At 44.3% G+C, this 14,008-nt stretch carries 10 protein-coding genes; 7 read left to right on the plus strand and 3 right to left on the minus strand.

What is annotated here, in order from left to right:
- Positions 1 to 72 precede the first annotated feature (72 nt).
- Both BI182_RS16455 and BI182_RS16460 read left to right on the plus strand, forming a co-directional pair.
- Positions 73 to 1,326: a homoserine dehydrogenase gene (locus tag BI182_RS16455; protein WP_148636941.1), complete on the plus strand. Its 1,254-nt coding sequence runs from the start codon at positions 73 to 75 to the stop codon at positions 1,324 to 1,326.
- Positions 1,327 to 1,346: 20 nt separating this feature from the next.
- Positions 1,347 to 2,555 (plus strand): aspartate kinase, encoded by a 1,209-nt coding sequence (locus BI182_RS16460; protein ID WP_286809444.1) that lies wholly within the window; start codon positions 1,347 to 1,349, stop codon positions 2,553 to 2,555.
- A 66-nt stretch (positions 2,556 to 2,621) separates the two neighbouring features.
- On the opposite strand, the gene BI182_RS16465 is transcribed toward BI182_RS16460, so the two are convergent.
- Both BI182_RS16465 and trkA read right to left on the minus strand, forming a co-directional pair.
- On the minus strand, positions 2,622 to 4,070 hold the full coding sequence (locus BI182_RS16465) for a TrkH family potassium uptake protein (RefSeq protein WP_286809445.1): 1,449 nt from the start codon (positions 4,068 to 4,070) through the stop codon (positions 2,622 to 2,624).
- Positions 4,070 to 5,440, minus strand: a complete 1,371-nt coding sequence (gene trkA / locus BI182_RS16470; RefSeq protein WP_187389185.1) for a Trk system potassium transporter TrkA — start codon at positions 5,438 to 5,440, stop codon at positions 4,070 to 4,072. Before trkA ends, BI182_RS16465 begins: the two co-directional genes overlap by 1 nt.
- Before the next feature lie 238 nt (positions 5,441 to 5,678).
- On the opposite strand from trkA, the gene BI182_RS16475 reads away from it, so the two are divergent.
- Together BI182_RS16475 and BI182_RS16480 are read left to right on the plus strand one after the other, a co-directional pair.
- Positions 5,679 to 7,343: a GspE/PulE family protein gene (locus BI182_RS16475; protein WP_286809452.1), complete on the plus strand. Its 1,665-nt coding sequence runs from the start codon at positions 5,679 to 5,681 to the stop codon at positions 7,341 to 7,343.
- A 9-nt stretch (positions 7,344 to 7,352) separates the two neighbouring features.
- On the plus strand, positions 7,353 to 8,579 hold the full coding sequence (locus BI182_RS16480; protein ID WP_286809456.1) for a type II secretion system F family protein: 1,227 nt from the start codon (positions 7,353 to 7,355) through the stop codon (positions 8,577 to 8,579).
- Between the two features lie 149 nt (positions 8,580 to 8,728).
- On the opposite strand, the gene BI182_RS16485 is transcribed toward BI182_RS16480, so the two are convergent.
- Positions 8,729 to 9,013 (minus strand): hypothetical protein, encoded by a 285-nt coding sequence (locus BI182_RS16485; protein WP_070371565.1) that lies wholly within the window; start codon positions 9,011 to 9,013, stop codon positions 8,729 to 8,731.
- A gap of 428 nt (positions 9,014 to 9,441) precedes the next feature.
- Between BI182_RS16485 and BI182_RS16490 the strand changes: the two genes are divergently transcribed.
- From BI182_RS16490 to BI182_RS16500, 3 genes are all read left to right on the plus strand, one after another.
- Positions 9,442 to 10,632, plus strand: a complete 1,191-nt coding sequence (locus BI182_RS16490; protein WP_070371564.1) for an FprA family A-type flavoprotein — start codon at positions 9,442 to 9,444, stop codon at positions 10,630 to 10,632.
- Positions 10,633 to 10,677: 45 nt separating this feature from the next.
- A complete protein-coding gene (gene mnmA / locus BI182_RS16495; RefSeq protein ID WP_070371563.1) occupies positions 10,678 to 11,754 on the plus strand; it encodes a tRNA 2-thiouridine(34) synthase MnmA in 1,077 nt (358 codons plus the stop codon).
- Between the two features lie 192 nt (positions 11,755 to 11,946).
- Positions 11,947 to 14,007, plus strand: coding sequence for a hypothetical protein (locus BI182_RS16500; RefSeq protein WP_286809467.1), 2,061 nt, complete (start codon positions 11,947 to 11,949; stop codon positions 14,005 to 14,007).
- Position 14,008: the final 1 nt, after the last annotated feature.

Below are 14,008 nucleotides of genomic sequence, written 5' to 3' on the forward strand. Positions count from 1 at the left end.
GCTATATGATAGAATGTTTTCACTGAAAAAACAAGTGTTTTTAGAATAAATACATATACGAGGTGAATTTTATTGAATATCGCACTTTTAGGCTTTGGGACCATTGGTTCTGGTGTCTATGAACTCATCAATTTAAATAAAGGCAAGTTTGCTGGTAATTTTACCGATGTGGAGTCACGCAGGTCAAGTCCGGTCATTACCAAGGTGCTGGAACGGGATGCATCCAAAGATTTGGGCGATACCGTCGGAAAAATTGTGACCCACCCCAGTGAAATCCTGGAAGACGAAAGTATTGGTCTGGTGATTGCCCTGATGGGTGGCATGGACTTTGAATATGAAATGATCAAGGAATGTCTCCGGGCGGGAAAACATGTCGTGACCGCCAATAAGGCTGTCATCTCCGAGTACTTTCAGGAATTGTTGACGTTAGCCGAAGAAAATGGCGTGGTCCTGCGTTACGAGGCGTCTGTTGGCGGCGGGATTCCGATCATCGGCAGTTTAAAAGAAGAAATGAAAATCAATCGGGTGACCGAAATCAAAGGGATTCTAAACGGAACCACCAACTTTATTTTGTCCAAAATGACCGAAGAAGGAGCCGATTTTGGCGATACCCTGGCCCTCGCCCAGTCGATTGGTTTTGCTGAAGCGGATCCGACGGCCGATGTGGAAGGGTACGATGTCTCCCGGAAGCTCTCGATTCTCTCATCGATGGCCTATGAAAGCATCATTCGCGATGAAGATGTATATAAGCGGGGGATCACCGATATTCGGGCTGCTGATATCGAGATGATCGGATCGATGGGTTACGTGGTCAAGTATCTGGGACACTCCATTTTGGATGAAAAAAATGTCTATACCACCGTGGAGCCGGTGCTGTTTAAGGAAGCTTCGATTATGAGTAACGTCAACAGTGAGTTTAATATCATCTCGATTACCGGGGATATCATCGGCGAGCTGCAGTTTTATGGCAAAGGTGCCGGGAAAGACGCGACTGCCAATGCCGTTGTTGGCGATGTCCTCTATATCCTCAATATTGTCGGGGAACAGAATTTGCCCAAACCGCTGCGGCTTAACCGCCATCTCAATAAAATGGGTACTGACATTTTTAAAGGTAAATATTATTTACGAGCAAATCTGGCTGACAAAGAAATGCTTGATCAGGTGCTGACTGCCGTGGAAACGGTGGCCGCCCGAAAAACCGTCATTGTTAATGATAATCAGGTCTATGTGGTGACAAACGCCATTGCCGCCAATGATTTTAATAAAATGGCAGAAAAATTAAAAGAAACGGTGCCTGAATGTTTTTATGCCCGGATCTATGAATAAGGAAAGAGTGACTGAGGTAAATGCAAGATCTAATCGTACAGAAATATGGTGGCTCCAGTGTCGCCAATGTTGAAAGAATAAAGCGCGTAGCAAGTCGGATTATTGAGACCAAGGAAAAAGGAAAAAAGGTAGTGGTGGTGGTCTCAGCCATGGGCGATACCACTGATGACCTGATCGAATTGGCAAAAAAAATCAATGATCATCCCCCCAGCCGGGAAATGGATATGCTGCTGGCTACCGGTGAGCAGGTTTCGATATCGCTGCTGGCGATGGCGATTCAGGCGACGGGCCACGATGTGGTCAGCTTAACCGGTGCTCAGTGCGGAATCGTGACATCCAATGTTCACAAACGGGCCCGGATTAATGATATTCACACCCATCGGATTGAAAAGGAACTGGCCGCCGGTAAGATTGTCATCGTCGCCGGTTTTCAGGGGATCAACGAAAACAAGGATATTACCACCCTGGGCCGTGGCGGTTCCGACACTTCGGCGGTGGCGGTGGCAGCGGCATTAAAAGCCGAGCTGTGTGAAATCTATACCGATGTTGATGGGGTCTATACTGCCGATCCCCGGATCGTTGAAGAGGCCTCGAAAATTGATGAAATCTCCTATGAAGAGGTGTTGGAAATGGCCAGTACCGGGGCCAAGGTATTGCATCCCCGGTCGGTCGAAATGGCCGAAAAGTTCAAGGTGCCGCTGGTGGTACGATCAAGCTATAATCACAACGAAGGAACCATTATTAAGGAGGAAGTTATTATGGAAAAAGTATTAGTTCGAGGGGTATCTCTTGATGAAAATATCGCAAAAATCTCAATCTTTGAAGTGCCGGATCAACCGGGGATTGCCTTTAGACTGTTTTCAGCCCTGGCAAAAGCTAATATTCATGTGGATATGATTGTACAGAATGTCAACCGGACATCGGTTAACGATATTTCCTTTACCATCGATGTGGATGAGCTTCAGGAAGCCGTTTCGGTAGCCCAGAAATTTGCCTTTGAGGTCAATGCCCAAAAAGTTGAATACGATCAGGGCGTTGCCAAACTTTCAGTAATCGGCACCGGCATCGTCGCCAATGCCGAAATTGCCTCCAAGTTTTTTGAAGCGCTGTTTGAACTGGGCATCAACATCCAGACCATCAGCACCTCGGAAATTAAGATTTCCTGTCTGATTGATAAAGAACGCGGCAAAGAAGCAATGGTCCATATCCATAAAAAATTTGATATGTAAATAAATCTGCAAAAATCCCTGAAACCATGTCTATGGTTTCAGGGATTTTTTACAGAATTTAACAAATTATCCGCGGCGCCAGGTGCGGGGACTGAACAGCACCAGAAGCGGGAATAATTCCAACCGCCCCATGATCATGGCCAGACTCAGGGTAAGTTTTGTCAAATTATTAAAGCCCGAGTAGTTTCCCATCGGGCCAACCATGTCAAGGCCGGGTCCAATATTGTTAAAGGTGGCTGCAACGGCGCTGAAGGCAGTAATAAAGTTGGGGGATGATAAGGCGGTTATCATCAGAAAAAACACAAACATAAAGGCATAGGTGATCAGATAAACACTGGTCTGGCGGCTGAGCAGGGCACTGATCGGTTTACCCTCAAAGAGAATTGGCAGTCGCCGGTTGGGGCTGACATTAACCCGGATTTCCTGGATCGTCGTTTTAATGTAAATAGCAATCCGGCTGACCTTAATCCCACCGGCGGTGGAACCGGCCATCCCGCCCACAAACATCAGAAAGATGAGAATGATATGAGAAAATACCGGCCAGGTATCAAAATTGGCGGTAGCGTAACCGGTGGTGGTAATGATTGATGAAACCGTAAAAAAGACATCCCGCAACAGCAGGCCATTCGAGCTATAAAGGGGACTGACATTGATACAGATCAAGATCACACCTGCGGCAATAAAACCAAGATACCAGCGCAGTTCTTCGTTTTTAAAAATATTTTTTGTGTGCATAAAAAACAGGGCATAATAAAGATTAAAATTGACCCCAAAAAGAATCATACTGACAGCCAGCAGGTAATCGATATACGCACTGTTATAATAGGCAATCGAGTTGGATTTAATGCCAAAACCGCCGGTTCCGGCTGCTCCGAAAGCATGGAGAAAGCTGTCGAAAATCGGCATCCCACCCAGGGCTAGCAAGAGAACCAGGAGCGCAGTCATGCACAAATAGATGATATAGAGGATCCGGGCCGAACTGCGCAGCTTGGTTCGAACTTTCCCAAAGGTGGGACCGGGAACCTCGGCCCGCATGATAAAGACATCACCGGATTCAATTTTGGGCATGACTGCCAGAGCCAGGACCAGGACGCCCATTCCGCCAATCAGATGGGTAAAGCTGCGCCACCACAGCAGTGAGTGGGGCAGGGCTTCAACATCGGTTAAGATGCTGGCCCCGGTGGTTGAAAAACCACTGGCCGTTTCAAAAAAGGCATCAATGGGATTGGGGATGGCCCCGCTCAAGATAAAAGGCAGGCTTCCGAAAAATGACAAAGCCAGCCACGACAGCGCCACGGCCACAAAGCCTTCACGGGCAAAAAAATCCGATCGGGTCGGCTTTTTCAGGCTAATCAACAGGCCGATGGCACAAGTAATCCCGATGCTCAGAAGGAAAGGCCATAAGCCCTGCCAGCCTTCCCGGTAAATCAGTGCCACGACCAGAGATGGGACCATCAGGACTCCGGTAATAAACAATATTCGTCCGAGGATATAACTGACCATTTTATGATTCATTATTGGCCTCGGTTCTTCTCAAAAATATCGTCGATATCCTGAAAATTCTTGTGCTTGGTGGTGACAACAATCACATCATCTTCCGGTAAAATCTGAATGGCACCATGGGGATAGATGATCTTGCCATCACGGACGATACAGGCGATCAGAAGCCCTGGTTTTGTTTTGAGATCAATCAGAGGAATATTCACCTCACAACAGTTGCCCTTGACTTTAAACTGCAAAACTTCGACCCGGCCGTCCAGCAGCCGATAGAAGGCGCTGACATTGGAACCCTGGGAGTTCTCAATTGATCGGATAAAGCGAATAATGTGGTTGGCGATCAGTCGCTGGGGGGTGATAATCGACTGCAATCCAACGTTGTCGAGAATCTTTAGCAAATCAGTTCGATTAACCTTGGTAATGGTTTTTTTGACCCCGCTGCGGTAAGCGTAAATGGCAATCAGAATATTTTCTTCATCGACTCCGGTTAGAGGAATGACGGCATCATAGTCTGAAAAATGCTCTTCATTTAAAAAAGACTGCTTGGTACCGTCGCCAAAAATAATTTCGGTTTGGGGGTATTTGATGGCGAGCCGATCAGCATTTTCGGTGTCAATTTCGATCACTTTTAGCTTCATGCGCATTTTGACCAACCGGGCTAATAAATAGTCGGTCAGCTTGCCGCCACCGATGATGACCGCAGAGTTAATCTTATCGAGATCAGGCTGGCAGAGCTTGCTGAAGCTGCGGACTTCGCCCGGACTGCCGGTCACCATCACATGGTCGCCAGCCCGCAGAATCGTTTCGCCGTCGGGGATCATCACCCGGTCATCGCGGATGACGATACAAATGACCACATCACCAAAGCGGCCTTTGTGGTCTTTGAGTTTGACATCAACCGGGGCGGTGTTTTTTTGCAGGACCACCTCAATCATATTAACCCGGCCGTGCACAAAAGACTCGACTTGAAGGGCCGAGGGGAAAATCAGGGTCCGGGCAATTTCCTGGGCGGCTTCCAGTTCCGGGTTGATAATCAGAGTGATCCCCAGACTTTCCCGCAGAAAGCTCATTTGTTTGGAATACTCCGGGTCACGAACCCGGGCCACGGTGAATTTTGCGCCCAGTTTTCGGGCGGTAATGGCAGCGATGAGGTTGGTTTCGTCGTTTCGGGTGACTGCGATAAAAACGTCACAGGTATCAACGCCGGCTTCGGTTTGAATATCAAACATGGCGCCATTACCGTGAATACCGCTGATATCATAGAGATTAATAAACTGATCCAGCCGGGATTCATTTGGCTCAATCAACATAATATTATGGTTTTCACTGGCCAGATCACGGCACAGAACTTCACCAACTTTGCCAGCTCCGGCGATTACGATGTTCATAGTGGGACTCCTAAGATTAATATGTTTGCAGCGATGCATTGTCTCTCATTATATAGAATCGGCCAGTGATTTGCAATATAAGGTTAAATCAGGAACAATAAGCGGTGCAGGTGCTATCAATTTAGTGAAACAACGGTAAAAATTCCGGCTATGGTTGATTTGTATGGATATTTATGGGCAAATCAGCTATACTGCAAGTATTGAGATGAACGAATAAGCTCTGACATGAGGAGGCGAAATGAAGGAAAATAAATTGGTTTTGGAAATGCTTCTCAGAAACCAGATAATTACCCGAAAAAACATAGCTGAACGAATTGATGAAGCAGAGCGATCCGGGAATTCAGTTTTAGATATATTGATTAAGGATCGGATAGTTGCCCAGGAGCGTTTAGTGACTATTTTTCACAATGAATGGGGATTTGAGTTATATAATCCACAAAAAGATCGATTGGAGCTTCGGGCAATAAAATTCTTTTCAAAAGAACAGGCTAAAAAATATTTGGTTTTTCCTCTGAATCAGGAGGATGAAGATCAGTTGACGGTGCTGATGGCCGATCCTACCGATGAGGAAATCCTGCGCCAGGTGAAACGAATCGCTGATAAACGGCTCAAACTATTAGTCGCCACCCGGGATTGCATCCTGGGTTTGATTGGCAAATACTATCATCAAACGCATGTTTATCGGGACAACATGGATTTAATGAATGCGGGGGGAAATAAAGAAACGGCCCCGGAACCCACTGTCGTCACCTTAGTTAATGATCTGATCGATGAAGGTGTTTCCCGAGGTGCCAGTGATATTCATATGGAAGTCTTTCCTCAGAAAATTCAGGTGCGTTTTCGAATTGACGGCGTCTTAATACCGGTTGGGCTACTTAGCAAAGAAACCTGGAAGGGTGTAATTACCCGGCTGAAAATAATGGCTGGTTGCGATATTGCCGAGCAACGTCAGCCTCAGGATGGTGCTTTCACTACCACATATGAACATCGGCAAATCGATGTGCGGCTATCGATTATTCCGACCATTCACGGGGAGAAAATTGTTCTGCGGCTGCTGGATCAAAAGAATTTTCTTGTTTCAGTTGATGATCTGGGTTTTTCCAGTGAACAAAAACGTTTATTAAAGGAATTATTGGAAGCCCCCCATGGCATGATTCTGGTTTGTGGACCCACCGGAAGCGGAAAGTCAACCACACTGTACAGTCTGCTAAATGGGATGGATCCCCGAACACAGAATATTATTACCATCGAAGACCCGGTGGAGTTCCAGATGGACGATATCAACCAGATTCAGGTGAACGAAAAAATCGGCCTGAACTTTGCCAATGGCCTGCGGGCGATTCTGAGACAGGATCCCAATGTGATTATGGTCGGCGAAATTCGTGATGAAGACACCGCAGAAACGGCTATCCGGGCGGCGATTACCGGACATCTGGTATTATCGACTATCCATACAAATAACGCCATTGCGTCCATCAATCGGTTGATGGATATGAAGATCCCCCTTTACCTGTTGTCGGCAGCGCTCCGAGGGGTAATTTCCCAAAAATTGATCAAGCGCCTATGTCCAAACTGCCGGAAAAAAGCGCTGGCAGGTGAAGCAGAAAAAAAGCTGTTGGGCATTGGGAATCAGGATGTTGCGCTTTTCTATCCAGTGGGCTGTTCACTTTGTCATGGGTCTGGGTATCAGGGGCGCATCGCGGTACAGGAAGTGTTGAAAATCACCAGAAGAATCCGGGAAGTAATTGGTCAAGGAGCGGACTATGATACAATTCGTAAAGTAGCCATTGAAGAAGGGCTTCAGCCCATTGAAGAATCCTTAAAGCGCCATCTCCTGTTGGGAAATACATCCATCAACCAGGGGTTGGAGATTTTATCATTCGAAAATGCGTGGCATCGTTAGGGTGGAGCGATGGAAAAATGGTATTTTTATAAAGCAAAGGATAGGCAGGGTGCGGACGTCAGTGGAACGGTAACCGGTTCAAACCGGCGGGAGGCAGCCCAGGTTCTTCAGGCTCAAAATCTGATTGTACTGGAAATCAGAGAAAAAAAGAAATGGGACGAGTTATTTAATAAAGAGTTCAATATTCGGGTTCGCTCAGTAACCGGCAGTGACTTTAGCCGTTTCTGCCGACAGTTTCATATCATGTTAAATGCCGGAATTCCAATTTTGACATGTTTGGAACTCATTGGTGGTGAGACTCCCAATCCCGGCTTTTCTCGGGACATTTTTGGAGTCCACCAACGCATTCAATCAGGAGAAAACCTCTCCCGGGCGATGGTCGCCTTTCCCAAGTCATTTCCGTCGTTATTTATTTTTATGGTGGAAGCAGGAGAAACGAGTGGACATCTTAATGAGATCCTGTTAAAAATGGCAGAGCATTACGACACGGAAGAAAAAAATAGGCGTCAGCTCCAACAGACGCTTTTCTATCCAATGGTTCTGAGTATGGTATTTGTATTGGTGCTGATCTTTCTGATCACCATGGTACTGCCAACCTTTGCGGATATGTTTACAGTAATGAATGCCGAACTGCCAGGTCCAACCCGGTTTCTGATGGGACTGAGTCACAGTTTAAGTATCCGGTGGCCAATCATTCTATTAAGTCTGATGGGGCTGGCAGGCGGTTTTGCGTTCTTTTGCGAAATTGATACGGTGGCAAAGCTTAGGGATCGTTTGAAGATAAGAATACCGCTTGTGGGAGTCCTGAATCATAAAGTCTGTCTGGCCCGGATGGCGACAATCCTGGGTATGTTTCTGGAAAGTGGAATTGATTTGCTGGTAGCATTATCACGATTGGAAGGTGTAGCGGATAATCGATACATTAAAACAGAGCTGAGTCAACTGCGCAATAAGGTAACGAATGGCGTAAGTTTGAGCCAGGGAATGGCCGAAAGCGATGTTTTCCCCAGACTTTTTTGCCAATTGGTGGCCACCGGGGAAGCATCTGGGTCTTTGCCGGAAGTGCTGGATACCTTGAACCGCATTTATGCGGATGAGGTTCGATCACGAATTCAGCTCCTTCATACATCATTGGAGCCGCTTATTCTGCTGGTGTTCGGAGGATTGGTGCTGTTCATTCTGGCTGCCATTATGTTGCCAGTATTTGATATATATTCGGCGTATTCCAGTATGTAGGTAAAACGTGTTAAAATATTTAAATATGGCAAAAAAGCTTGAAAAACCTCAAAGTTGTTCGAATATGGTTCATGTTGGACTTGTTATTAACAGTATCAAAAAAGGGCTTTCTCTGTAAGCAGGAGAAAGCCCTTTAAACAATGTACTAATTAAATATGATTGCGCCCGGATAAAATGGCGTGACATTCGTTGTAATAGAATTTTTTTGCATCGCTGACGGTCAATTCATCGAACAGATGATAAAGGGTGATCGCCAGGGTTTGGGTCGTTTTGATGTCCAGATTGGTGCGTTGGCAGGTTTTTAAAAAGTATCCCATGCAAGCTTCCTTACTCCAGTCATCGCCCCCCAGAAATAAACGACGTAACTCTTCTTTGATTTCTTTTTCGGTCCATTGTGAATCAGTTGAAGAGACGGAATCTCGTGTTTCAGTCATTTAACCAGCTCCTTTCACTTCAGATAAATGCTTGATCGAATTCATTATAGCACAGCTTCAAAAAAACTGTAATGAGAATGGAGGATAAAAATTTTTCTAAGTTTTTGTTAAGCAACGAAGGCAGTAAATGAAAAAAAAATTAAAATAATGCATAAAAAAATTAAAAAAGCACTGGATTTTTAAAATGTAATCGGTTATAATAAATCCATGGTGTGAAAACGTTTTAATTTCCTTTCTTAATTTTCTTGAAAAAGAGGTGTGCATGCATCTCTTTTTTATTTTTTGCCACGTGTTCATTCATATCGGCCAAGCTTAATTTTGGCTTATTCTCTAGATCCATTCCGGTTTATCTGTTTTTTTCTCTTGAAATATTTTCTATTTAAGGTTATATTTAATTTCGAGAGAACATCAGGAAAGTGGGGAATAAAATGAATGCAGTAAAAATTAAAGACGATATTTTTTGGGTCGGTGTGAATGATTATCAAACAACACTTTTCGAGGGGCTTTGGCCAATTGATCAGGAAGGGGTTTCCTATAATGCTTTCGTGATCAACGATGAAAAAGTCGCCATTATCGATACGGTAAAAACCATCAAAGCTGATGAATACATAAAAAAAATCAAATCCCTGATTGGCGATAAAAAGGTAGATTACCTGATTGTTAATCATATGGAGCCGGATCATTCCAGTGGGATTACTGATCTGTTGGCTGAGTATCCGGAGATGGTCATCGTTGGGAATAAAAAAACCTTCCCGATTATGAACAATTTTTATAAAATAACGAAAAACCTTCACGAGGTTGGTGAAGGTGATACCCTTTGTCTGGGAAAACACACCCTTCAGTTTTTCATGACACCGATGGTTCATTGGCCGGAATCGATGGTTACTTACGATGTCACGGATAAGGTGCTCTTTTCCATGGATGTCTTTGGTAGCTTTAAGGCGCCAGTCGGCAGTATTTTTGACGGAGAAAATGATCTGGACGCGTTTGAAGAGCCAACCCGTCGTTACTATGCCTGTATTGTGGGCAAGGTGGCTGGACAGGCCTTAAAAGCACTCAATAAGCTGGGTGGCATTGAAATCAACACGATCTGTCCTTCACATGGATTGATCTGGCGGGATAATCCTAAACATATTTTGGATATGTACATAAAAATGAGCGCCAAAGAAACTGATCCTGGGGTTGTCATCGCCTATGGTTCGATGTATGGCTGTACCCAGAAGGCGGCAGAGACTTTAGCGATTGCCTTAAAGAATGAAGGGGTCAAAGAGGTGAAGCTCTATGATGTGGCTAAAACCGATATTTCTTTTATCGTTTCGGATATCTGGAAATATAAAGGTCTGTTTTTAGGTGCCCCATCTTATTACGGACAGATTTTCCCCAAAATGGCCAATCTGCTTTATAAATTGGGCGAAATTAGAGTTGATAATCACAAAGTCGGTTTTTTTGCCGATTACAGCTGGAGCGGTGGTGCCGATAAAAGCTTTAATGAATTTATTGAGCATGCCAAGGTGGATACCCTTGATGAAATCTTGATGATTAAGGGCACCCCAGACGAACAGGATGTCGCAGATTTAAATGAATTAGCCAAAAAAATGGCAAAAGAAATAATCCAGTAGAATAAAGCGTGAATTCGGTAGAAAAAACGGAGGGGGAAAACATAAATGAAAATCGTTGTGGGCATGTCAGGCGGGGTTGATTCATCGGTTGCAGCATTATTGTTAAAAGAACGTGGTTACGAGGTCATCGGGGTCTTCATGAAAAATTGGGAAGAACAGGATGAATCGGGAGTATGTACGGCCACAGAAGATTATGATGATGTGCGACGGGTGTGTGATGCCATTGACATTCCCTACTATACAGTGAATTTTGCCAAAGAATATTACGACTCTGTTTTTTCTTATTTTCTGGAAGAGTATAAAAAAGGGAGAACGCCCAATCCGGATGTTCTCTGTAACCGAGAAATAAAATTCAAACGCTTTTTGGATTATGCGCTGAAGGTTGTTGGCGGTGATTACCTGGCCACCGGTCACTATTCGCAAATTGATTTTGTCAATGAACAGTACCGGTTAAAAAGAGCTTTTGATCATAACAAGGATCAAACCTACTTTCTTTGCCAACTGGGACAAAAAGAGCTGGCTGATGTGATGTTTCCGATTGGACATCTTTCAAAAGAAGAAGTACGGCATATCGCCGAAAAAAATAATCTGGCTACGGCCAGAAAAAAAGATTCCACCGGCATCTGCTTTATTGGTGAACGCAATTTCACCCAGTTTCTTAGTCAGTACCTGCCCGCTCAGCCAGGCCAAATCGTGGATCTGGCTGGCAATGTGAAGGGGACGCATCAGGGGCTTATGTATTATACCCTGGGTCAACGAAAAGGTCTGGGAATTGGCGGCGAAGGAAGTGGTGAACCATGGTTTGTAGTCAGTAAAGATCTGGAGCGGAACGAATTGGTGGTCGTCCAGGGAGAAAGCCATACGGCCCTGTATTCAAAGTCGCTGGAAGCTACCGAAATGAATTGGGTGGGGGGCTATCCGCCTGCCAAAGAGTTTAAATGCACGGCTAAATTCCGCTATCGCCAGGCTGACCAGGACGTAATGGTTCGGGTAGCTCCGGATCGGATCTACGTTAAATTTGATCAACCTCAAAAAGCGGTAACCCCGGGACAGGTTGTGGTTTTATACCAGGATAATATCTGTCTTGGAGGCGGAACCATTGAATCAATCGAAATGGTTTAAACAGTCAAATTAAATCGATAAAAGAGCAATCTTAAATTAGCTTGCTCTTTTATTTTTTTTGAGTAAAAACCACGGTTTTATGGTAAACTATATTCAGTGATATTCGTATAATGGGTGAAGCTTGTTAAAAAACAAGTGAAATTTGTGAATATAGAGAAAAGATAGCAGGACGACAGGGAAGGATTGTAGAAAATGAAAACGCCGTGTAATAAGTGTGGGAAAACAATCGGTTTTTTTGATAGAAGTTATAAGATAGAAAATGAAAAGTTAAACATAAAGTATGAAGGCCTTTGTAGTGATTGCAATAATGTTTTGAAAAAGGGCATTGAAAAACTGGATGACATGTATCAATGGATGATGAACAACCTTAAAAAAAACAAGGATGTTCAAAAAAATGGATTGGTTTCGGTCGAGGCAGATCTGCTGATCTTACTGGCAGTTGAAGCACTCTTTTCGGTGGCACCAGACTATTATCAATTAGACTCGCCCCTCAATCAAACTTTTATTCGAGCCAAAGAAAGCCGGGGCGTTGATCGGCAACGGGACATTGTCCGGATCGTCCACATATTGTTGCTTTATGGCTTTGAAGCCAATTTAAAAGAGCAGGGTTTGGACACCACCCGAAATTTTATTGCCTACATGATTCAGAACGAGCAATTTTTAGAAGAAGTGGAAGTCAATTGCGGTGTTGAGGAAGAACTGATTAAAGCGAATGTCTTTTTAAGCCGTCGGGGTTTGATCATTGATACGCTTGACAACCCCAAGTTGATCTATATTTCGATCCCCAGTGATTTATTGGTGGATTATCAGGTGCAATCTTCGGAAATTATCAATGAAGTGATTCTCAAAAATGTTTTCTACCCCTGGGATCGGAAGAAAAAGGTTGTTTTGACCCTTGTTTCCGAAAGTGTATTGTTTTCCGTGGCTAACGCCATTGATCGTTTTAACCAGAAGACCAGTAAGCTTCAGGATAAGCTGAAAAAAGACAGTCTGGAGTATTTTAATGACCGGGTTGTGGAGGATCTGGAAAAAATAAAACCCGGCGAATTCATTGAGGCAATCCATTTGGATTGTTTGCTTTTGTGTATCGTCAAAAATCTAAAAAGTCAAAAAATGTTCTCGATGGAAGCGCTGTTTGATCCTAAAGGTACCGCCATTGAGTTGCTATGGGCTTACTATCGACAGAACCTGCGAAATATGGGGATCGACAATAACGAAAAGATTGTCACCTATCTGTTGAAGAACTGTCTGTATGCCGAAGGCTTTAATATCAAACACGGCAATAAACCAAGTGACAAAGGCTGGGGGTTTTTCACCACCAAGGGTTATATTATTTATTTCCGACGTAGCCGGCAGGTGTTTTTCATTTACACGGAAACCTTCCCCAATCCCCTCTATCATCCCTGTAACCGGGTGACTTATGAAAATAAGCAATATTTGCAACTGATTATGAACAACGGCCGCAGTCTCGGGGAAGAACAGCGTGAACTGGATGAACTGATCTTTTACAGCGACGAACCGGAAACCATCACCCAGATGGAACGTTTTTTTGAACGCCATAACCTCTATTATCAGATGGAGACCTTTCTTAAAAAACAGAAAGAAGTACAGCGCAAACGGGAGAAGTATCTGCAAGTGCAGCGGATTATCAACCATATTTTCAATGATTTTGGATTTCTTCCCTACTGCATCTATGATGAGTGGTATGTCATTCAAAACGAGCTGAAAAAGGATGATATTCTACTCAATAAGCTTATTGATACGGATGCCGGTCTGAGAAAAAATTATACCCTGGGCCAGATTACCTATGCTCCCAAAATCATCGAAGCCTTTAACCGGGGGGCGGAAGCTGTTCAAAGTTCACTCAATATTGTTGAAGATTCAGTGGCCCGGGCAATCCTTTGGGTGGCCTTCAAGGAGGCTGTTACCGAGACATTGTCTCAAGAGTGGGTGCGAATCGCTGGAGAAATTCTGGATAAGGATGATAATGCCCTGTCAGCCTTTTTTAAATACGCAAATCTTAAAAATATCGAGCCGGATAAGGTTTATTTTATGGGATTGTTTATCTACCATCTGATGGATCGGGAGATCCTGCAAGCGGATAATTTTCTGGAGAACTATGAGGGGGCCGTACGGATTTTCCTGGAATGTCGCCGGGTTATTGAAGAACCCCAGTTAGCTGGGGATATTTTGCCGATGGACGAACTGTTAAAAGAGGTGTTTCCGGAGAAGAAGAACGAGAGCAATCTATAAG

This window comes from Acetobacterium sp. MES1 (genome assembly GCF_002237635.1).
Taxonomy (GTDB): Bacteria; Bacillota; Clostridia; order Eubacteriales; family Eubacteriaceae; genus Acetobacterium; species Acetobacterium wieringae.